Annotated in this window: 17 protein-coding genes and 3 pseudogenes; 10 read left to right on the top strand and 10 right to left on the bottom strand. The window is 51.7% G+C overall.

Features of this window, described 5'->3' with window-relative positions; translation table 11 throughout:
• Window positions 1-92 precede the first annotated feature (92 nt).
• The 9 genes from BVC71_RS02905 (at window position 93) to BVC71_RS02865 (ending at window position 9,912) form a co-directional block, all read left to right on the top strand.
• Window positions 93-710, top strand: a complete 618-nt coding sequence (locus tag BVC71_RS02905) for an acetyltransferase (protein WP_165767712.1) — start codon at window positions 93-95, stop codon at window positions 708-710.
• Window positions 711-725: 15 nt separating this feature from the next.
• Window positions 726-1,748: an N-acetylneuraminate synthase gene (gene neuB / locus BVC71_RS02900; protein WP_086450116.1), complete on the top strand. Its 1,023-nt coding sequence runs from the start codon at window positions 726-728 to the stop codon at window positions 1,746-1,748.
• A gap of 12 nt (window positions 1,749-1,760) precedes the next feature.
• Window positions 1,761-2,903 carry a UDP-N-acetylglucosamine 2-epimerase gene (gene neuC, locus BVC71_RS02895; RefSeq protein WP_133064482.1) on the top strand — a complete coding sequence of 381 codons (1,143 nt, stop codon included), beginning with the start codon at window positions 1,761-1,763 and terminating at the stop codon, window positions 2,901-2,903.
• A gap of 13 nt (window positions 2,904-2,916) precedes the next feature.
• Complete coding sequence (locus BVC71_RS02890) at window positions 2,917-4,401, top strand: aminotransferase class I/II-fold pyridoxal phosphate-dependent enzyme (protein ID WP_086450114.1); 1,485 nt, start codon at window positions 2,917-2,919, stop codon at window positions 4,399-4,401.
• A gap of 898 nt (window positions 4,402-5,299) precedes the next feature.
• The gene (locus BVC71_RS15425; protein WP_165767711.1) at window positions 5,300-5,980 is read left to right on the top strand and encodes a lipopolysaccharide biosynthesis protein; all 681 of its coding nucleotides are present in this window, start codon (window positions 5,300-5,302) and stop codon (window positions 5,978-5,980) included.
• On the top strand, window positions 5,977-6,894 hold the full coding sequence (locus BVC71_RS02880) for a sulfotransferase family protein (protein ID WP_086450112.1): 918 nt from the start codon (window positions 5,977-5,979) through the stop codon (window positions 6,892-6,894). The genes BVC71_RS15425 and BVC71_RS02880 overlap by 4 nt, the downstream gene beginning before the upstream one ends.
• A complete protein-coding gene (locus BVC71_RS02875; RefSeq protein WP_086450111.1) occupies window positions 6,891-7,826 on the top strand; it encodes a glycosyltransferase family 2 protein in 936 nt (311 codons plus the stop codon). Before BVC71_RS02880 ends, BVC71_RS02875 begins: the two co-directional genes overlap by 4 nt.
• Window positions 7,823-9,052, top strand: coding sequence for an O-antigen ligase family protein (locus BVC71_RS02870; RefSeq protein ID WP_086450110.1), 1,230 nt, complete (start codon window positions 7,823-7,825; stop codon window positions 9,050-9,052). The genes BVC71_RS02875 and BVC71_RS02870 overlap by 4 nt, the downstream gene beginning before the upstream one ends.
• A complete protein-coding gene (locus BVC71_RS02865) occupies window positions 9,049-9,912 on the top strand; it encodes a sulfotransferase family protein (protein ID WP_086450109.1) in 864 nt (287 codons plus the stop codon). Before BVC71_RS02870 ends, BVC71_RS02865 begins: the two co-directional genes overlap by 4 nt.
• 24 nt (window positions 9,913-9,936) lie before the next feature.
• On the opposite strand, the gene BVC71_RS02860 is transcribed toward BVC71_RS02865, so the two are convergent.
• Complete coding sequence (locus BVC71_RS02860; protein ID WP_086450108.1) at window positions 9,937-10,680, bottom strand: WecB/TagA/CpsF family glycosyltransferase; 744 nt, start codon at window positions 10,678-10,680, stop codon at window positions 9,937-9,939.
• A gap of 584 nt (window positions 10,681-11,264) precedes the next feature.
• On the opposite strand from BVC71_RS02860, the pseudogene BVC71_RS15640 reads away from it, so the two are divergent.
• A pseudogene (locus tag BVC71_RS15640) lies at window positions 11,265-11,396 on the top strand (IS3 family transposase); the annotation flags it as partial.
• Between the two features lie 90 nt (window positions 11,397-11,486).
• Here BVC71_RS15640 and BVC71_RS02855 read toward each other — a convergent pair.
• The 9 genes and pseudogenes from BVC71_RS02855 to BVC71_RS02820 form a co-directional block, all read right to left on the bottom strand.
• Window positions 11,487-12,791 carry an AAA family ATPase gene (locus tag BVC71_RS02855; protein ID WP_133064481.1) on the bottom strand — a complete coding sequence of 435 codons (1,305 nt, stop codon included), beginning with the start codon at window positions 12,789-12,791 and terminating at the stop codon, window positions 11,487-11,489.
• A gap of 192 nt (window positions 12,792-12,983) precedes the next feature.
• Window positions 12,984-13,829 carry an HAD hydrolase-like protein gene (locus tag BVC71_RS02850; protein WP_086450106.1) on the bottom strand — a complete coding sequence of 282 codons (846 nt, stop codon included), beginning with the start codon at window positions 13,827-13,829 and terminating at the stop codon, window positions 12,984-12,986.
• Window positions 13,819-14,706: a metallophosphoesterase gene (locus tag BVC71_RS02845; RefSeq protein WP_133064480.1), complete on the bottom strand. Its 888-nt coding sequence runs from the start codon at window positions 14,704-14,706 to the stop codon at window positions 13,819-13,821. The genes BVC71_RS02850 and BVC71_RS02845 overlap by 11 nt, the downstream gene beginning before the upstream one ends.
• 5 nt (window positions 14,707-14,711) lie before the next feature.
• Complete coding sequence (locus BVC71_RS02840) at window positions 14,712-15,077, bottom strand: hypothetical protein (RefSeq protein ID WP_086450104.1); 366 nt, start codon at window positions 15,075-15,077, stop codon at window positions 14,712-14,714.
• Between the two features lie 109 nt (window positions 15,078-15,186).
• A complete protein-coding gene (locus BVC71_RS15420) occupies window positions 15,187-15,333 on the bottom strand; it encodes a hypothetical protein (RefSeq protein ID WP_165767710.1) in 147 nt (48 codons plus the stop codon).
• Window positions 15,334-16,309: 976 nt separating this feature from the next.
• Window positions 16,310-16,480, bottom strand: a pseudogene (locus BVC71_RS02835) (IS3 family transposase); the annotation flags it as partial.
• Entirely contained in the window at window positions 16,413-16,637 is a 225-nt protein-coding gene (locus BVC71_RS15635; protein WP_420845597.1) for an IS110 family transposase, read from the bottom strand. The gene BVC71_RS15635 and the pseudogene BVC71_RS02835, both read right to left, overlap by 68 nt.
• 385 nt (window positions 16,638-17,022) lie before the next feature.
• Window positions 17,023-17,306, bottom strand: a pseudogene (locus BVC71_RS02825) (transposase); the annotation flags it as partial.
• 97 nt (window positions 17,307-17,403) lie between these two features.
• Window positions 17,404-22,539 (bottom strand): RecQ family ATP-dependent DNA helicase, encoded by a 5,136-nt coding sequence (locus BVC71_RS02820; protein ID WP_086450103.1) that lies wholly within the window; start codon window positions 22,537-22,539, stop codon window positions 17,404-17,406.
• Window positions 22,540-22,562 lie beyond the last annotated feature (23 nt).

Genomic DNA, 22,562 nt, shown 5'->3' with positions numbered 1-22,562 from the left:
CCAAAAAAGTTTATATTTACCAGCTAACAAAGCTGCTCTAAGTCCTAACGAGGCGAAGCCATTGGCACAAGGCGACAATGTTAGACGTTGAGATGCAAAAACTAATCGTACTTGGCGCAGGAGGTCATGCATCGGTGGTCATTGACGCTGCGCAAGCGGCATGGCCTGGTGTGGAAATCTTGGTTTTTGATGAAGCGCCCAAAACCGACCGGATTTTGGGCTTGCCAATTTCCCAAGGGCGCCCCGATCCAGAAAATTTTGACAACGCCACCACACAAGCGATCGTCGCTATCGGAAATAACCAAGTCCGCGCGACGTTAACGCAGTGGCTAGAAAACGCGGGTTTCAAATTGGCCACGGTTATTCATCCAACTGCGTGGGTAAGCCCATCAGCATCCATTGAACAGGGAAGCTTTGTTTCTGCCAGAGCGGTCATTAATGCCCGCGCAAAGATTGGCGCGGCGTGTATTATCAATACCGCAGCCGTTGTAGAACACGATTGCATGATCAAAAAATCGACCCATATCTGTCCCAGCGCAACGTTGGCGGGTGCAGTGAAAATCGGTTCTCAAACAACAGTCGGCGCAAATTCGACAATCCGAGAGTTAGTCTCTATTGCCGACAACATAACGATCGGCGCGGGTAGCGTCGTAATCCGCAATATTACTGAGGCAGGCACCTATGCGGGCTGTCCAGTCAAACAACTGTAGTAAAGAGATAGACGATTGTTTTTCATTGCTGAAGCAGGTGTTAACCACAACGGTGACATTGATCTTGCCCTTAAACTCGTCGACATCGCGGCTGACGCAGGTGCCGATGCGGTCAAATTTCAGACCTTCAAAGCCGACAAAACCGTTCGAACCGGTACAAAAACAGTCGAATACCAAAAGGTCAACGCAGAACAAGATGACCAACAAGAGCTGTTGCGCCGTCTAGAGTTGAGCGAAGAAGACCATTACACCATCGCACAACGTTGCAAGGAGCGCGGCATAGAATTCATGTCGACTGCCTTTGACGAAGAATGTGCAAATTTCCTCGCATCCGTCGGCATTTCCCGCATCAAAATTCCATCGGGCGAGTTGACCAACCTGCCTTTTATCAAACATTTGGTCCAGTTTGACCTGCCGATCATCCTATCGACAGGCATGTGCAATATGGATGAAATCAAAGAGGCATATGATCTGATCCGCGAAACCCGCCAAGAGATGGGTTTGGGTGACACCCCAAAGGAAAAGCTAAGCATCCTACACTGCACAAGCGCCTATCCAACACCAAACGACCAATTGAACCTTCGGGCCATTACAACCATCGCAAATGCGTTTGAATGTGCTGCAGGATATTCGGACCATTCCGGCGGCTTAGAGGCTGGGTATCTGGCAGTCGCTTTAGGTGCGACCGTTTATGAAAAACACTTTACCGTCGATCGAAATCTGCCCGGCCCTGACCATAAGGCATCGTTGGAACCTGAAGAATTGAAAACGATGATCGACGCGATCCGTCGCGCCGAAAAAATGCTAGGAACGGGCATCAAAGAACCCCAGCCTTGCGAATTGCAAGCGCGTGATCTGGTTCGTCGCAGTGTTTTCGCTGCAAAAGATTTGGCAAAAGGTCAGATCATTTCGGCCAGTGATCTAATCATGTTGCGGCCAGCATCGGGCATCGAACCGAAATACGCATTTGACCTGATTGGCAAGGCGGCAAAACGCGACATCAAAAATGGTGACCCATTCACCATGGACGACCTATAAGGGATCGCCACCGTGAAAATCTGTTATGTATCGGGTACGCGTGCCGATTTCGGCCTCATGGAGCGGACGTTGCGGGCGCTGGATATCGAACCGAGTTTCGATGTCAGCGTGTTGGCTATGGGTCAACATCTGGACCCTCGATACGGGAATACTATCGAAGACATCGAAGCCAGCGGCCTAGCCGTACACCGACTACCCGCACTAGATATGCCCGGTGAAACAGGCGCAGAAATGGGCCACGTTGTTGCAACTGCTATGCAACAAATTATTGACCATTTTTCTAATGATGCGCCAGATATAGTCCTGTTACTGGGTGATCGTGGTGAAATGGTCGCCGCGGGTATGGCGTGCGTATTTTTAGGCATCGTATCCGCACATTTCCATGGTGGTGACAGGTCGGGAACGGTGGACGACCAGTTTAGACGAGTCATTACGAGCCTTGCGCATTACCATTTCCCTGCGAATGACGCAGCGCGTGATAGGCTCATTGCGATGGGCGAAGATCCGTTGACCATTCGCACCTTGGGCGCACCTGGTCTAGATGGTCTGACGACGTTCAAAGCAGAACCCGATATTGCAGACACGTTAGGCATTGCACCCGATGACAAGGTCGCAACAGTTGTGTTTCACCCTGTCGTTCAAGATGCGCATGACGCCGCTAATCAGGCACAAACGTTGATCGAGACTTTATCAGTTGGTTTTTCTGGCAAAGTGGTCGTTCTAGCGCCGAATTCTGATGCAGGTTCCGCAGGTATCGCACGCTATTTCGAAACGGCGCGACAGACCTTGGCTGACGCTGGATCAAAAGCGCAATTCATTTGGCTCACTCACCTCGCCCGCGATAATTACCTTTGGCTTATTCAAAGGTCTGACGTGCTGGTTGGAAACTCTTCGTCTGGCATCATCGAAGCAGCGACACTACGCACTCCTGTGGTGAATATTGGTGATCGCCAAAACGCGCGTGATCGAAACGACAGCGTCTTTGACGCTGCTGTAGACAAAACCGCAATTGCGGATGCGCTAAAACAATCCCTTTCCTACGACGGGAATTTCGACAACCAATACGATCATGGCGGCTGCGCATCTCGTATCGTAGAAGTTATCAAATCCTTAGACCTTTCAAGAAACGTTCTAAAAAAGAACTTTTCGCACTGACATCGGCAGACACATGTTTAAGCAAAACAAATTCGTTACACTGTCCAACTCCAACACAATCAAAGATGCGTTGGCAGCTTTGGATGAAACGGCACTTGGCATGGCCATTCGTGTTGATGACGATGAGAAATTTCTATGCACAGTCACAGATGGTGACCTGCGCCGCCAATTGTTGAACGGCGGTAGCATCGACGACAAACTGGCGACACTGCCCGTTCACACGTCCATCAAAGCCGACGAAACAACCACGCCTCGTCAATTGCTAGAAATGTTACATGCCAACGGGATCAACCAGGTGCCTGTGGTCGATGCCAATGGAAACCCGACAAATATCGTGCATCGTGCCGACATTCAAAACCAGATTTTGCTGTCCACGCCGCATTTGGGCGACTACGAAATCGAATTCGTCAACGAAGCGTTCCGTACAAACTGGATCGCGCCTGTTGGCCCAAATATCGACAATTTTGAAAAAGAAATCTGCGAATTGGTCGGCGCAAAATACGCCTGCGCAGTTTCTTCGGGCACGGCAGGCCTCCATTTGGGGCTCGTCACCTTAGGCGTCAAACCTGGCGATACAGTGTTTGTTTCGGACTTCACATTCATCGCCAGCGCCGCCCCTGTGATGTACCAACACGCGACGCCGGTGTTTATCGACAGTGATCCCGAAACTTGGAACATGTCGCCCGTCGCCTTGCGTCGTGCATTTGAACAAGCTCAGGAAGCTGGAAAAATGCCAAAGGCCGTTATTGTCGTGAACTTGTACGGCCAAAGCGCGAACATGGGCCCTATTCTAGAAATTTGTGACGAATACGGCGTTCCGATTTTGGAGGATGCCGCTGAATCCTTGGGCGCTTCCTACGATGGACGCCAGAGCGGGACGATAGGAAAGATCGGAGTTTTTTCGTTTAACGGCAACAAGATCATCACCACTTCGGGTGGCGGCATGATGGTAAGCAATGACAAATCGCTAATCGACAAAGCGAAAAAGCTATCAACCCAAGCCCGCGAACCAGCGGTTCACTACGAACACATAGAACTGGGCTATAACTACCGGATGAGCAATATTCTGGCGGGTATCGGCAGGGGTCAGCTACGCGTTTTAAACGATCGCATCGCGCGCCGCCGCGAAATCAATGAAATCTACAAATCTGGCCTGTCAGATATCGACGCCATTTCGTTTATGCCCGAACCCGATTGGAGCTATTCGAACCGTTGGCTATCCTGTGCACTGATTGATGCCCAAAACGGCCCCAAGACGGCCTCTGCATTGATCACCTATCTCTTCGACCACCTGATCGAAGCTCGCCCCCTTTGGAAACCTATGCACCTGCAACCTGTCTTCGGTGACTATTCGGTGGTGAAACATGACGAAAGCCAGCCTGCTGTTTCAAAATCACTATTTGAAACAGGGATCTGCTTGCCATCAGGATCCAACATGACCAACGAAGAGGTCGAAAACATCATCCAGGTTATCAGATCTTTCTGGTCCAAAAACTAAATAGCGCGTTTCCAAATGTGTTGCCGGCAAAGCATTTTGCCGGCGACGCGTTATCAACGAACAACCATCGTGTGTCGAAAAGATTAATTGTTAACAGGCCTTAACTGAAAATTAATCAATCTGATTAAACTTTTACGAAAGCCTTCCGCTGACTGGCCCGACGGGACAAAGAGCGGTCGGCCCACCCGTAAACACAGTTAATCAACAGACCGCGATGCACCCCGACAAAGTCGTAGATTTTAATACCCAGAATAGGCGCATAATCCTGCGTTCCGGATTGGGTGGGTTGTATAAATTGGTTGGGACTGGACTGGGGTTTACCGTTGTACTTTTCTTGGCCATGAAAACGAATGCCGTTGAGTTTGGCCTCTATTCAATCGGCTTCACTATCGCCAGCCTTGTCTGGCCTTTTGTGACCGCGGGACAATCAACACTCGCCGTTCGTTTTTGGCCCACATTTTCCGATCGCTATGACGTCGCGACTGCAAATTTTGTACTGCTACGCGCGCTGAAGATAGTAATTGGCAGCGGTGCGGTCGTAATAGGCGGTTTTGTTTTATTAAACCTAGTTGTGCCTTCGCTAGGCATGACTGAATTTACAGGCGGCATGGTCATTTGGACGGCCTTATTCGCCGTCGCGCTGGGCGCATCGCAATTCTCTGCGTTTGCGCTTCGTGCCCAGGGTATGCTTCATTGGTCCATACTCCCCAAGGACATCCTTTGGCGGCTACTGGTCATCATAATCGCAGGTTTCTGTTCCGAATTAACCGGAGTGCAGGCCCTGTCTATCGTGGCGCTGAGCCTATCAGTTGTCACTTTGGTCCAAATTATGCGCATGTTCCGCGCGATTGGATCGCTTAGGGACATCACGTCGCCGCCTCTCGGCGAAATAGCGGCGATGAAACGCGCCGAATGGGCGCTGTGCGGCGGCGAAATTTCCCGTCAATGGCTGCAACAAGCCGCCACTTTCGTTGTCGCGATTATGTTGGGACCAGTTTCGGCAGGTGCTTTTTTCGCGGCTCAGCGGCTATCAAATCTTCTGTCTATTGGATTGATTGGGACCAATCAGGTCTCCGGCCCTATCATCGCGCGCAGCTGGCATGCAGGACAATTTCAACGACTTCAGAGCGTTATGACGACTGTTAGCGTTGCCGCCCTAACCTTTTCGCTGATTGGGTTTGGTTTCTACTCTGTTTGGGGCGCTTGGCTGTTGGCACAGTTTGATCCCGCATTCAGCGACGCCCATATCGTTTTGATTTGCCTTGCATTTGGACAGCTTGTGAATGCCGCCTGCGGCCCTAACGGGCATCTATTGAACCTTGCAGGACAAGAAAAGGCGACGCTGTTTATTTCAATCGTCGCCGGGATAGCAAACATCCTCTGCACGGCGATTGGCATCACATTGTATGGGCTGATCGGGGCCGCAATCGGCTCAACAATTGCCACCATACTTTGGAACGTTTGGTGCACCACTCTTTGCGCGAAACGCCTGAATATTCATTTATTCAAGATCCACAGCGTCAAACACATCAGCGGCATCCGAACTGCGATCTTTTCACAAAAGGCGATCAAAAAATGAATTCCGGTCAAAAAGATGGCCGCTGGCCGAACTTATTTATTTTAGGCGCCCCCAAATGCGGCACGACCTCTATCGCGTCTTGGCTGTCACAACACCCTTCTGTTTTGGTCAGCAACCCCAAAGAGCCTGGTTTTTTCAACGACGACTACAAAGACGGGCACTTTCGCAGGAGGCCAAAACAATATCGCTCACTGTTTCAATCCAGCCTGCCCAAGACATGGTTTTGTGATGCGACAGTTGACTACTTAGCATCCGAAAACGCGATCAACTCAATTGTAAAAATAGCGCCTCAGGCTCGCTTTATCGTCGCAGTGCGCAACCACGCAGACCTACTGTTTTCCATACATCAACAGGAACTTATCAGCGGCAACGAATTGGAATCTGATTTCGAAAAAGCATTCGCTTTGTCACCGCAACGCCGCTTGGGCCGCAAAATCCCAATCACGCGTCCTGAACCCAAAAAGATCGACTATGAAGAGCGCGCAAAAATGGGTCACCAGCTCATACGCGCTATAAAAAGCATACAGCGCGAACACATCCTAATTGTAGATTTCGAACAGATTATACAGGCACCAGACAGAATTTGGTCCGAAATCTGTACATTTTTGGATATCGAACAGACCAAAGTCGACCTGACGCCACAGAATACACGCCAAGAGATCAGTTCGGTCACCGCAACCGTTATCCGCAAATACCTTAGGCGCATAAAGCGGCGCCTTGGCCTGATTAGCAACAGGGGCATAGATACCCCATTGCGGCACCTATCGGCGCATACCCCTACATTGAGGGCGTCGATTTCAGATCAACTCCGCAGTCGTATTTCACAAACGTACGAACTGGACCGACAGCTCATTAAAAAAGTCGCATTGGGCGGACCCGCCGTGATCGGGCCAAACAGCTGGATCACAAAATGACACGATTCACACGAATTACCATCGCCGCGGCAACCTTTCGACGACCTTCAGGTTTGTCACGCCTGCTTGACCATATCGAAGCGCTGGAAACAGCCGCTGTCGTGACGGTTCTGATTTGCGACAATGACGGGCAGGAACAAGCAGGGAAAAAGATCGTCGAGGCAAGATTAGCGAAAGGCTATCGGTTCAAGCTTGAGTGCATATCGGAACCGAAACAGGGGCTATCGTACGCCCGGAACGCATTGTTCGAACACATCGCGACGAAAGAAAATTGTGACTACATCGCAATGATTGACGATGATGAATGGCCATCGCGACAATGGTTAACGAAGCTAGAAGAAACCGCGTTTCAGACAAAAGCCGATGTCGTCGGCGGCCCCGTTCAATCTGTTTTCGAAAACGAAACGCCACCTTGTGTAGTTCATTGCGAACAGTTCAGACGCAAAAGGAACCAGACAGGGCCTGTCCCAGTTGTGCTTTCGACCGAAAACGCCCTGCTAAAGTTTTCGATTTTAGGGACGATTCCAAAACCTTGGTTTGATCCCGTCTTTGCCACAACGGGCGGTGAAGACGCGGACTTTTTCTATCGAGCCAAACGAAGCGGGGCGACCTTCGCTTGGGCTGACGATGCAGAAATACTCGAGGCAATTCCAGCATCACGCAGCACGGCCCAATGGGCGCTAAAACGAAACTTTCGACGTGGATCAACGACTGCTTGGCGGGCAACTCAGCGGCCTGAAAAATTAAAATCTATTACACGTTTAGTTCTATTCGGTCTTGTTGGAATTTGCAGTTTTCCCGCGTTCTGGTTCTTGGGTTGCCGCAGCCCAGTTCGACGATTAGACGCGCGACTTCGGCTTTGGCGTTCTATCGGGTATTTCAGCGGTTTTGCACGCTATCGCGTCCACGAATACAAAGTGGACGGCGTATGAAACCACCCTACCCCCCATATTTCGGCAACGAAATCCGAACAGACGGGAGTAAAAAGGGCGTCGAAATTCTATTCGTAATCGCCCTCATTCCGACTTTATTCATCGGTAGCAACTCACTGAGTTATGTCTTTTCACTGCTTTTGCTGCCGATTTCAGTTTTGGTGCATGTCACTTCCGACGTCCCACGGAAATGGTACGGTATCCCGATATGGATCGGCCTTGCGATGGCTATTTGCATCGCTTCGTCCTACTGGTCATTTACCCCTTTAGTTACATTACATTTGGCCCTGCGCGGCACACTGCCAGCATTCATTCTGATACTTCTTATTGGCTCTATGCCCAGCCATCGCGCCTGGACCCTATTTAAAAGGTGCTTGGCAGTCTCAATCGTGGCCAGCCTGATTGCAGTCCTGTTGTGGGACCATGCAGTCCATTCAATCTATGATCCTTTGATCGCTGGTTCATGGCGCGGGTTGTACAACCACAAAAACGAAGCTGGCGCTGTCGGCGCTGTTGCGACCATAATCTTTACCGACGCTTGGCTACGCAGGAAATCAAAGCTCAACTTTACCATAGCTATCGCATCAATTGTCTTTCTATGGGGGACGCAATCCAGAACAGCCCTCCTACTCACCGTTATTGCTTATATGGCATTACTATTTATCCGCCGCTGGTATGCTGGCGGATATGGGCGCGCCGTCGTAGGTTTCTATTCAATTCTGGGCACCTCAGTCATCGCCATGGCATTGTCCAACGCCGAAATACAATATTGGCTGTTTAATGATCCGTATAACTTCACTGGTCGGGTCGGCATATGGCGCACCGCCATATCTGTCTGGAGCGAACGGCCTTGGCTAGGATTTGGTTTCAGAAGCATATTTGGTGACGACAGTCCGAATTTAATCGGTGATGCCGTCACACCTTTTGCTGCGATCGCACCACATCCACACAGTTCATACCTTCAAACGATGATAGGCACTGGGCTTATCGGTTTGTTTCTTATGGCGCTCGGATTGGTCGTCTTACCAGTCGCGAAAACCATCAGCATCGGCAGCACCCTAAACCCTGAACCAGTGCCACTATGTTTCGCGATTATTGTTTTCTCTACATTGCGATCCGTTTTTGAAAGCCCCGCGTTTCAATTCGCCCGACCTAGCTGGATCTTCTGGTCAATTTCGGTCGCAATTTTATACGCCTTTTTGAACCAACGAAGAATATCCCAATGAAGAACAACGAAATTCGTATGCCTGACTTTATCATCATCGGCGCAATGAAATCTGGTACAACGACACTGCACGAGGACCTAAACCTCCACCCTGATATCGTAATGTCTGGGTGGAAAGAGCCTGGGTATTTTGTTGGTCCCGATTTTGGTGGGCCATCAAAATTTCCGCTCAAGGCGGCACGACGTGGTGAGTATGAAAAAATATTTAAAAACGTACCAAACAATAAAATATGTGGCGAAAGCTCTACCCACTATACAAAACTGCCCTCTCTACCAAACGCAGCAGAAAATATTTATAAAACGCTAGGACCGAACATTAAACTGATATACGTTGTTAGAGATCCGGTTAAACGCGCGATCAGTCAATACGGGCACGAATTTCAACACTGTGAAATAGACATACCCACACTATCAGAGGCCGTAGATAATCACTCATCTATGATCGAACTCAGCCAATACTCCAAACAGCTAAAGCCCTACTTCGATATTTTCCCTAAAGAAAATATTCTGATCATTAAGTTTGAAAATCTTGTCAAAAAAAGACAGGCCTATATCGACGAAATACTGAAATTTCTAGGAGCCGACAGTGCAAAGATGCCCGAAATTGATACCCAAAAGGTCAGAAATACTGCGGGCGACCGTAGAAACTGGACCCCTTGGGCAAGATATCTGCGATCATCACCATTCTTTCAAAACCATGTTGAACCTTTGATCCCAAACTCAGCACACAGCATTTTGAAAAGAGGTGTCACCAAACAACCTCGAAAAATAGTGAATGGCGGCAACTTAGATACGATCGAAAAACGTATCTTAAACAAGCTGTCTCAAGACGACCTCGACATCTACAATAGCGCACTCTAATCGGGCTGATCGACTTAAAGGGTGCTAAAGGTTGAGCACCCTCTTTACCTTATGAATTCGCGATAAGAACAACACGTTTCCCAAAAGATAGCGTTTACACAGACGCATCGGCTCCTGAAGGAACCTGAATAGCCACTCAAGCCCCCTTTTCCGCATCCATTCTGGTGCGCGGGGGAACCTCCCAGCAAAAAAATCAACAATAGCTCCTCCACATATAATCGTGATATTACAGTCGACTAGGTTTTCACGTAGAAAGCGCGCGACTTTTTCCTGCTTGGGCATTCCCATAGCCAACAAAATAATTTGAGGTTCATTCTCAATCGCATCTGCAAGATAATCCGATTCAGTTTTGAAACCATCGATTTGTGAAATGATTTCGTGACCTTCCAATGCCAGTTTCCTACACGCGCGCAACAACCAGGGTTCGGAGGTTCCATAAACCGATATCCGGCTGCCTTTCCAAGAACGCAAAAACTCTGGAATAAGATCAGTTCCATTCAAATTCAGTCCCGGATCTTTTCCGATCGACTTAAAAAGAACCTCAACACCTTTTCCATCTCTCAGTAAAATATCTACACTGCTAAAATCGGCTGATATCTTATCACACTTCCAGCACATATTGACTGCATGCGCATTTATGAAGGCTACGGTCAGTACCCCAGATGGAGCTTTCATCTCCTGAAATAATGCTTTCACCCCCTCCTCACAACGCACACTACGAACTTGGTCAAGCAAATCTGAAATTCGCTTCGGACTTCTGATATCCATGATCCCTCCAGCGCAAAAAACGTTGCGCCGGAAAGTTCAGCCACCTTTAAAAATCAAACCTTCCAATGGCAATCCTGACGCCGTTAAAAGGTCATTCAAAAATGTTAATCGAAAGTTACCTCCTTTAAAAATAAAATTTACTTCAATTAACGAAAAATTAAATCATTCCTTATAGGCCATCGCCCGACCTCTCATAGCACACCAAAGAGGAGGTGAGATTCCAACCAGAAACAAAAACACGCAAAAATTCAAAGGAAATCAGTACCTTAACAGAACTTCAGCACTTAGCCAAAGTTAGCTTTGTGTAGCAAAATGTATAGCAATCCGCCACGCAGCGTCACCACCCAATTTAATTGATTAACACAATTAATTAAACATCTTTTCTAAGAATAAATTCAGGAGAAACCGTTTTCCAATTATCCATCTTGAGTATTTTGGAATTACTCTTCGTTATCAATTTTACGCCAACGAATAATTGTGTCGACTTCTCCAGAAACCAAAACCTCCGGCGTGTGCGGTTTGGACCTGTCGCAATTTAGAGCCGCTCTGTTGATGGCATATTGTCCAGCAAAACAGACGAACGTTGGGCGGTCAGCAACAGGATTTAGCGGCACCTCACGATCAGAGCTGCGTAGATGCCGATCTCACTAATGCAATCGCCCAATGACTGTATCAATCAAACGGATCGCGGTAGCCAATACTGCTCTCACGATTATTAAAAGCGCCTGCGCCAACGTGAGTTCCAGGTGTCGATGAGCGGGCACGGCGGGCCTTGAAATTGGAATATTTCTGTCGATTGCCGGACATCAATGAAACTCCGGTCGTTGATCTGCGGACAGGCGTTTGATTGTCCGGGATAGGAGCCGCAGCGAAAACTGAGGGCGCCGCCATTCTTCTTGAACAAACCGCCGTGCGGTTTCCCGGACAAGCTCGTCATTGGGGCACATCACCTCGACCGCTTGCATATACTGCACCTCGGTCAACGCAGGGACATGGATCACCTCGAGCCGACTGAGGAACGGTTGCGACAGGCCATCGAGCTGATTGGCGGTGAAAACCCAGTTGATGCGCGACATGTCGCAGACCATGCCGCTGACGGGGCAGCGCCAGCTGGCAGCGGAATGCGGGTCCAGCAAAGGCAGCAGAGCATTGATCAGGCTGCTCTCTGCCCCTTTGTCCGAGCGGGCTCCGCCAGTCGCTTTATCCAATTCGTTGATGACCATGATCGGGTTCGGGCAGCGCTGCGCGCCAATAAAACGCAGCGGTTCGCCAAGGCGCGATCCTGCCCACCCCGCTTCAAGTCCAGCGACCCGAAATGCGGCTGCACCGGCCGAGCCATCCATTTCGTGGCAGGCAACCCCAGAGGCCTCGGAGATCAATCGCGCGAGCATAGATTTTCCAGTGCCGCCTGGGCCGTGCAGTAAGATCGGCGGAAATCCAAGCCCCCCTTCGCTGCTGGTCTTCATCAAATCCCAGATACGGCGCAACGGCGCATCCATCCATGGTGCTTTGGCAAAAACATCTGCGATCAACTCGTCGATCCCATGATGGTCAGTCGGCCCGCCAAGAGGAAGCGCGCCCTCGCCGACTTCCAGCTCAGACACCCAGTCGCTTCGATCATTTTTGCGCGCAGCAGTAGCCAGCAGGTGCGGCGGAATTTCCCGACGTGCAATATCCTCCTGCTTTCGCAGCAGTCGCTGGTAATGGGGCTTGAGCAAGACCAGCTGTTGCTGGATGAGGCTCTGAATATGGTACTCCAGAGCGCCGCGATCTGCATCCTCAGCGACCAGGTAGTTGGCGACTTTCAGATCGTGTTCGAAACGTTTGGCCAACTGAAAGACGAGTTGCTTCAGCGGTTCAACCGCGACATGGCTAAAATCGCAAGTGACACGTGCCCCCATTTCGTCCGGGCAAAACGTCAGCGAAACGAGCGGATCAAAGTACAGCCCCGCTTCGCAAAACAGCATGCAAAGCTCGGAAATCTTGCTCTGCAGGGCGGTCTCGATCACCGCTGGCATACGTTGTGTGGCATGCCAGGTCAGGTCGCGTGGAATAGTATAGACGGTATGAGTGCGCGCGGGCGCATGAGGCAAGCATGTGGTGTAATCCACGTAAAATCTCCTATTCGTCACGCGAAGACGCGCAACGGTTTCCTGGACCCGCCAACAGGATGTCGACTAGGGTGTGATCGGTCAGACAGCGTCGCGCAGCGCGATGCCGTCATATGCGATGCAGGAAAAGGGAGGCCTGTTGGGTCATACAGGTAGTCTGTGCTCCGATGGGGCGAAGGTAAAGCAGCCCCGTCATCGGGCGCTGCCAATCTGGTCTGGGTCGAGGTCGCTTAATCGCGTCAGCGCGTCGTGGGCGAAACAGGTCTGCATACCGAATGCGCGCGCTGCAGCGAGGTCATCCGTCGCAGGCGTACCGACACAGAGAATGCGATCTCGCGGAATGCGCAGCGCTGATACAATCTGCGCAAGGAAGGTCTGCTCGGGTTGCCCCCGACCGTCGGCACCGTTCAGGACCACGACTGCAGGTTTGGCAGGCAAGATCGCCAGCGCAAGGGCGAGATGGTCTTCGGTCAGGTTGGCAAAGATTGCGATGGGAAGCCCGGCTGCGTACGCAGCTTCCCACAGTCCTGCGCCCTGCTGCGACATCCGGAAGGCGGTATTATTGGCGGCGGTGTCACCGGACAGGTCCAGCGGTTCCAGCAACGCACCCACGAGATCGAAACACACGGCGCGTGGGCGCTTGGCTTCTGCCAAACGCCGAGCGCGGTAGGCCTCGGCCTCGACCATGAGACGGGCCCAGTTTTCGCGGATGAACCTCTGCAGGACCAACTCATACTGAGAGATCTCTTCGGGTACCGTGTCGCGCGGATCGGGATGCAACAGGCGCACATCGCGCATCGGATGCAGATGCACGTCGATTCCGCAGGCCTGAACCAGCGCCTGTGCGAGATGGCTCAGCACCAAGCGGTCCTCACGCGCCATATCTGATAGGATCCCGACATGGGCGAGGGTCATGTTTCCGCAGTCGGCCTCATGGACCTGCGCCGTCACGTCGAATTTCTGTCCTGCAAATTGGTCAGACAAAACCCTCTGCACAGCGCAGAGCACCGCGTGGCGCTGACTGTCATCAATTCGCATCAAAATTCTCCCCATACAGATCACCATCGGCACGGGGTGCGCCGCTGGCCGCATAGATCTGCAACCGTGTCTCGCCACCATCTCGCCAGATGCGCGCCCATGCGATCTGATCATAGGCGCTGGCCCCTCCGTCAAGGCAAAGTGCGCGATATTCGTCGATCCCATCGCAGTCCCGCAGGACCTTGGGGTCATCGAGAACGGCACAACGCACAGCTGGGGTATGGCCATGGATAACCACGCGATTGCCCCAGGTATAATAACGACCGTTCCAATCCCAGCCGCCGCGCCAGTTCAGCGCGGGATAACGGATCGTTGCCCAATGATCAGGGGTGGCATGAGGCCGATCCCGCAGCAAATGCTGTTCAGGCAATCGGTCGGGATGCAAGCCAGCATGAACACAGAGCAGGTCACCGATCACAAGATGAGACGGAGCATCCCGGAGCCGTTGTTCAAATCCATCGGGCAGCCCGTCGCGGACCATCTTGATCACATTCCGCCATGCCATTCCCCGCCATTCCGGATTGAGTTCGTCCAAAACCGCCATTCCCCCGTTCAGAAGCCAAAGGCTATTGCGGCTACCATCAAGGACGTCCAGCATCATCAGTTCGTGGTTTCCCGGCAAGATGTGGACCAAATCAGCGTAGTTATGCGCCTCCATCGCCTGCTGGATCACACCCAGACTGTCTGGTCCCCGATCGATGAGATCACCAAGTAGAACGATGATGCGGCGCGTGTCGGCAACCGTCGGGGTCCGCGCGATCTCGGACAGACACCGCGATAACGCAAGGCTGCGGCCATGGATGTCGCCGATAATGAACAGCTCAGTGTCATCAGGAATGGAGCAGGGAATCTGACGGCTCGGCAGGTTCAAGATCATTTCGTTCACCCTGCCGCTGCAGCTGAGTAAGACGCAAAAACCATACCGGTCGCGAACGTCCAGAGCAGCACCATCACGCCCTCAACCGTTGCACCCGACATACCCATGCCGAGCAGCAAAACGAACGAAAACATACCCCCGACGATCATTGAGAAGACCAGCTCAAGCAGAAGCGGGATCATGAAAATACGCGTGACCGTATCGTTGGCGTCGAACTCGGCACGCATGATCAAAAGCACGCGTGCGATCATCCCTAGAGCGAAAACGGCATAGAGAAGCGGATTTGCGTGTCCGGAGTCAACGGCGGCAATGGCGGCGGCGATGACAGCATACCCCGACAGGGAGACGGCAATAAAAAGAAGATTGGCCATGGGTGGTCCTGTTGCGAATGGAAATTCAAGCATGAGATGTCGCGAAGGGCGGGCGCCCTTCGTATTCGGAAAAGGATGTTAACAAACGGGATACGCATGTTTTGTCTCCTCAGACCAAACCGAGGATGAGGCTCTGAGCCGCGGCAATCAGATCGCCGCTCACGAGATCTGTCAGCGTTTCAACGAGATCGCCAGCGAGAACCACGGCATTCGCCAACGCGACAGCCACGAATTGCAATTTCGAGATGATAACCATGATAACCACCATAATTTGGTAGGAGGCTCGGGACTCGAACCCGACGGTACGCGCTAATCTGGCGCCACATTCGGGAGTATAAATTCCGACCGCACACCCGTGCTGCCTCCCGTGGAAGGGAAACTTGCTGATTTGATCAGCGTATGGTGTGGGTGCGGTTTTGTGTCATGGTCAGCCAAAAGTAGGGTCGGCTTTTTGCGCATACAAGAGGGCTCGAAGAAAAAATGACTCCCCTCTGCGATCCATCTGAAAGAGTGTGACGACCCAGATGAAGCCCGCTCAGCCCGATCGTTTAATAACGTAGGCCAGCCGAGTGTCATTGTTAAACGATCTCGGAGCGGGTGGAGCGCATCTGATCTGACAAATTGAAAAGGCCTAGCGGAGATCATTCACATGAAACTCCACCAGGCCTGCGATCCCACCTGAGTGGGAAAACCCTCTTGCGAAACAGGTTCGCAGTTCGGTCCATTCCCGCCTCAAGCGGGAAAAGTAGCCCACCGATGTGGGCAAGAACGAGCGCCGCTGACGCGGAAACATCGCATTCGGCACGAAGCCTGACAAAGCCTTATCGGCGACGTCTCAACTCCTCACGGTCCATTCCCGCCTGTGCGGGTAAAATGCGATGCCAACCGCTCGTTCTCAGGCGCAGACATGCCACGAGATTTTCAACACAATAGCCTCTGCGCACTTTTTTCAGATTTTTTGCGGGCACATGCCTGCAACCTGAACTGGCTCTATAAGTGCAGGATTGGTGGAGCTCATTTGCATGAAACTCCACCAGGCCTGCGATCCCACCTGAATGGGAAAACCCTCGTGCGAAACAAGTTCGCAGTTCGGTCCATTCCCGCCTGAGCGGGAAAAGTAGCCCACCGATGTGGGCAAGAGCGAACGCCGCTGACGCGGAAACATCGCATTCGGCACGAAGCCTGGACAATGCCTGGACCTTTCCCGCTTTTGTGCCGCCCCTCGCGCTCGTTTAGGCTACCTTCCGTTCGATAGCGACCGGACTTTTCCATCCCAGTGCTGAGTGGCGACGTCTCGGGTTATAGAAGCCGTTGATGTACTCGAAGATCGCCATCTCAGCTTGTCGCCTTGTTTCCCATGATCGTCTCCAGATCAGCTCGGCCTTGATCGTTTTGAAGAAGGTCTAAACAGCCGCATTGCCGCAGCCAACTTGCATCACTCACGTCGGTTTTGCGGCCCGGCACATTCTTGGCGTACCGGGCGTTCACCAGGATCACTTCGAGACCATGCGCCTCCAAAACCTCGAAGGCAGGTATCCAGTAAACGCCTGTAGATTCCATCGCCACGGTGGTGACGCCACAAGACCGGAACCAATCGGCCAGATCATGCAGATCCAGAGTGAATGTCCCGAAGGCCCACACCGGCTTGACGTCCGCGTCAGGGGTTGACGGCGGCCATATGCAATGTTGAGCCGATATCGATTGCAGCCGCATTGGGATTGACCATTTTCAGATCCGGGTGGCTGCCGGTCTTACACTTCGTCATGTTAACACCTCCGTTCAAATCGAAGGGCGTGGACCATGCAAGTTCGTCATCTTCCTAACCGGGATCACTGCCGAACAGTGTCGCCACTCTCACGTGCGCATCAGTCCATGTGCCACGTTTTTTAACGGGGTCTGACCCACCAATAAGCTATCGGCAACTGCCCTTCGATCACACCATAGCACGGGCTGTTTCTACCGCGCACAGGCGGGCGACGGCTCGGAACAGTTTTAAGATATCCCTCTCCTCCTTGAGGAGCTTGATCTCCCGCCGAAGTCGGTCATTCCCTTTGACGAGTTCTAAATCTTCTTTCGACACCACATCAGTGTCTCGATGCGCGGCGATCCATTTTTCAGCGTCGACATCCCGACACCCAGATCGTCAGCCACTTGCTTGCGCGTAAGCCCACTTGTCAGCGCGATACGCACCGCATCAGCGCGGAATTCGTCCGTTCGTTTCAGTCCCATAATTCGCCTCCTTTGTTGCAGCAAATGCTAGCAAAGGAGCGGCATCAAACCGCGACAGGTCCAGTCACCTTCCAATTTAATCTGTTAGCACAATCACTTAAGCATCACTCCTAAAAATAAACTCAGGCAAAACCGTTTCCCAATCATCACGTTTAATGGATGTTTGGAACTTCTCTTCGTTGTCAGCTTTACGCCATCGAATAATTGCGCCGACTTTTCCAGAAACCAAAACATGCCCTGCCGGCGGTTCCCATTTTGCCGCCATTTGACCGATCACGACGCCCTGACTATCAATCAAAAGCCACTTTCCTGACTGTTTTTCTATCCACAGCGGATCATCAACTGTCGCTTTGGAAATAGCCGCCAGCGTTTTATTGCCCTCCTTTAACCGACCCGCGTAAGATAGATTTACGGTCGACATATCGGGGAGCTGGTATTGGTCAGGATTAGGTAAATCGTGTTTTTTCGGCGGTTCAATCTTACGCAGCAATTCACTTTCACTATCAGCCAACACAAACGGGTGTTCGCCGCTGACCACGACAGACAGACTCTTCATTGCGCGTGTCATGGCGACATAGAACAGGCGGCGCGGCGCCTCTCCGTCTTCACCGCGAGAGATGGACTGCCAGCCGCCATTCAATATGACTACATGATCGAATTCCAAACCTTTGGATCGGTGCGCAGTCAGCAACAATAGGCCACGTTGCGTCCCGCGGACATCTTGCGCCCATTCAGCCAGCCATTCGATAACGTCTGGTACGGGCATCGTCTTTTTTTCTAGCTCGCGGGCTAGGTCTGCGATCCCATCAACGATCAGTTCTATCCAGCGGTTCGATGGCTGTTCATTCAGAACCATCAGCAAATCGGTCACCGACAGCATCGCTGTCGGGTTCTGCCGCAGGCGCGCGATGAACCGCTGCATCTCGCGCAATCGCCATACGCTGGGCAGTTTTTCATTGGCCATTTCTACGGCAAGTCCCAGCTGCTCTGCATATGCCCGAACAGGGCCTAGACTTTTCCAATCGCGCGAAATGATTGCACAACGAGTCCAATTGAAATCAGGATCCAGTCGCGACAAACGAACCATTTCATCAACCGCTGCCATCGCTTGGACTGTAGGGTTGCTTTCTACGTCTAGGAATTGAACACGCCCCTGCCCGATTGGATCGTGATTTGCCATTGCGCCGCCGCCCATTTCCAACATGCGGGCCTTATCGACGCTGATCGGATGATCTTTCTTCATGCGGTCGCGCGCGGGTTCAATGACCTGATTGGACGCGTCTACTATGAACTTTGTGGATCGATAGTTTTCGGTCAGGAAGACAGGTTTGGCGCGGTAGTCTTCTTCGAATTGGCGGATAAAAGATACCGATGCACCGGTAAACGAATAGATGTTCTGGTCGTCATCGCCGACCGCAAACAGACTGAGTTTTTGATCTGCATCTTCAAGTGACCGCCCTGCCACGGCTGAAATCAAGGCGTATTCTTCGGCGCCTATGTCCTGATATTCATCAACCAAGATCCACCGATATCCTTGGATCAAAGCTTCGCGTTGGGCCTCGGCTTCAGATTTGCTCAACCCTTCGCAATCAAGCAGCCGCACAGCCTCCATGATAATGCCATCGAAATCGCGTTCTTCGTTCGATGTGCCGGTAAAGCTTGCTCCGACCAGCCGCATCGCCAACGAATGGCATGTGGTGACCGTGACAAACGATGCGTCGTCCCCAACAAGGTGCCGCAGCCGCGCCCTGATTTCTGCAGCGGCGTGGCGGTTATAGGTCATGACCAAAATTTCACGCGGATTTTCGCGGCGCACACGCAGCAGATAGGCAATGCGATGCACCAACACCCTTGTCTTGCCAGAGCCAGGCCCGGCCAGAACCAAAACGTTCGTTTCTTCGCGATCGTCGGCAACGATGGCTTGTTGTACAGGGTTGTTCAGGTTTTCGACGATTTCTTTCCACGCTTTGCCTGTTGTACGGCGCCGTATTTCCACGCCCCGTTTCGGCATCCATCGCTGCAAGAATCGATCTTGGTCCAGTTCAAAATAGTCTTTGGATAACCTGATCGCATCGTTGATGTTATCCAAACCCTTGGTCGCGTATTCCGCCATGACATGGGTTTGAATCGTTTGTTCGCGATAGTGTTCTTCTAACGGCGAGAAATCCTTTTTCGTGAAACTGGCGCGGGTTTGGTTCAAATAAATCGTCATCGCAGAACGGAAAACGGTCAGACCTTTGCCCAACGTGACGACTTGCTGTTCGTGCAACCACAGCAGCGCGCGCTCCATTAGTTTGGTCATATCTTTGACGCCCGCGGCTTTGAAAACTGCATTGTTGGACAGCACGCCCAGCAAATCACCGATCGTGGTTTCCACCTGAATGTCTTTGCCGCGCGATCCTATTGGCGCTGCTTTGACCAAGAAATCCAAGAGTATATCCGCAGCCGCATGGCGGATGGTCGAGGTTTGTTCGATAACCTTCCATGATCGTTGCAGGATCACCTCGTGAGTTTTGTGTGTAAGTTTACGCAAGCGGACGTTGCCGAAACCGCCATCACTGTCACGCCCGTCGCGTTCGATACTGCGCAGCAAACGGTCAATTATGTGGGGGCTACCGTTTTCGTGACCCTTTTCACGCAACATCTGACTTGCCGAATTAATATCGATCTGGGCGCCTTCACCAACGTCCACATCAGGGGCATATTCACGCATCGAAGCGATCAGCGCGGTTTCCAGCGCCATAGCTTTCGACAAACGCTGTTTTGATTGATTTTCGATGCCGATATGAACCGAAACAGTGATCGCAATATCGTTTCGCGCAATTCCCAAGGTTTCCAGATCGGCCATCGCTTTGGACAATTCGCGATGCGACATTCCGCTGACGCCCGTCAGTTCATCTGTCGAAATTCCCTGATCCGAAGGCGTGTTCATCACATGCACGACAATGGCCCGCAGACGATTGCGATGCGCCTCGGCAATTTGTGCTTTGGCTAATTTTTCTTCTGCTTCGGCCATTGTCCGGACAAGCAAAGACGAAGGAAACACCTGAACACGGTTTTCTTCGCGCGATAGCAGCTTTGCCTCTTCTAACCACGAAACGGCTGTTTTGACCCGCGTATCTTCGGTCGTGCTGTCACGCAGGAATTCGCGATCCTTTTCCTCTCGGACGATCTCTCCTGGTGTGGCGACAATCTTGCCACTGTTGCGCGTGTGTTCATCAATACGGCGCAGTGCCTTTAATATTGCGCCAATTTCATGTCTTTCCAGTCGCGACCGCGCAGCCAATGAAAACTGCCGTTCAACATCGTCAGAATGATAAAGCAGAACGCATTCAGCTGGGCCGCGATCACGGCCAGCCCTGCCCGCCTCTTGAAGATAATTTTCCAACGATCCGGGTACGTCAGCATGAACAACCAACCGAATGTCTGGTTTATCAATGCCCATACCAAACGCGTTGGTCGCGGCAATGATCCGCAGATCGCCAACACGAAACCGTTCTTGAACTATTTGTTTATCGTCAGCCGTGAGGCCCGCATGGAAATGCTCTGCCGACAACCCCTGAGCCTTTAGGAAAGCAGCCACACGTTCGGTTTCACCGCGGGTCGCACAGTAGACAATCGCTCCTGATTTTGCGTCTGGCTCCATCTTTTCGTTCAGGACGTTCAAAATATCGCCCAATTTGCTGCCTTTGTTGGTGGGCTGCACGTTGAACGTCAGGTTCGACCGACTAGCACCGCCATCAAACAAACCCAGCTCGACACCCAGTCCGCCCATAAAATGATCGGTAATGTCTTGAACGACTTCGGGTTTGGCCGTTGCTGTCAAACAAAGCAAAGGCGCAGGTTTACGATCACCAGAGAAGTCTTTGATAAAACGCGCGATATACCGATAATCGGGCCTGAAATCGTGTCCCCATTTGGAAACGCAGTGCGCTTCGTCCAGCACCCACATGCCAACTTCGCGCTGTTGCAGAACCGACCTAACCGATACACTGCGGAGCTGTTCGGGCGAAATAATAAGGATCGACGCCCCACCCATGCGCACTCGGTCCAGCGCCTCTTGTCTTTCGGGCATGGACAGCAAACCGTTGATCGTCACCGACGATGAAATTCCAACACGTTCCAGCCCCTGAACCTGATCAACCATCAATGCAACCAGCGGAGATATCACGACAGTCAGCGCACCTGTCTTTTCATAAAGGCTCAGCGCGGGCACCTGATAACAAACGGATTTACCTGTGCCCGTTGGCAAAATGCCCAGCACGTTTTCCCGACGCATGGATTGGTCGACGATAACCTGTTGCAGCGGGTTGCCGTCGACATCTACAGGCTGCGGCCTGAACTGTTCGAAACGGAACCATTTTTTCAACGCCCCTACTGGGTCGTTTTGATGCGCACACCACTGACAGTTTGCATCGTTACAGTTGGTATCGCGCAGTTCACGCACCAAATCTGCGGCCTCGGGAAATGATTGCCGGACCCATGGCGGCATAACCGAATTGCCGCCTGAAACCGATATCCAAGCCAAGGCATAAGCAAGCGGCCACCCCATCCGGGTATCATTGAGCCGACCAATGACGCGGCCAATCTGTGCTGTGCAACCCTGATCCCGAAGAAGATTTTGGATTGCTTCAATTGCGGCGTCCCGTTTAGGGCGTTTATCCTTTCGCACGTCTGCAAAGACAGCGTCAAAACCAGCCGATCGATCAGACAGCGTACAAAGATAATGATAGGCGATCAGCGTATCTTTGTTTGCATGATTTAGATCACGCAAAGCCTGCAACTGATATTCCAGCACATCAAACACCAATCTAGCGTCCAGTTCCGGATCATTGATGTGCCCCGCTTGCAGCCGCCCATCGTGATAATGTTTGACAAGGTGGTGATATGGATTTCGTGGAAACGCCAATGGGTTAAGCCACAAGGTATCGATTGGCGCATCCATTTTGGCTCGCAGTTCTCGACGCGAAACCAACAGATGTTCAATATCGTGCCGCAACACATTGTGGCCCACAATAAACGGATAGTTGGTGAGGCTTTTCTCGAGCTTAGTCAGTCCAGCTTCCAGACCGGATTTAGGCGCCACAACCGCTGGCCCGTCGCCATATGCCACGGCCGCCAGATCAAAGACCTTCGCCGTTTTGGGATTGACCTCTAAATCAACCGACAAACACTTTTCCAACAGGGATCTATCATCATTCTGCTGGGTACGAAGAAATTTGAAAAGTGCCATAAACCGAACGTCTTGGTAGTTGT

This window comes from Marivivens niveibacter (assembly GCF_002150005.2).
In the GTDB taxonomy this organism is placed as follows: domain Bacteria; phylum Pseudomonadota; class Alphaproteobacteria; order Rhodobacterales; family Rhodobacteraceae; genus Marivivens; species Marivivens niveibacter.
This window is presented reverse-complemented; position numbering and strand designations above follow the sequence as displayed.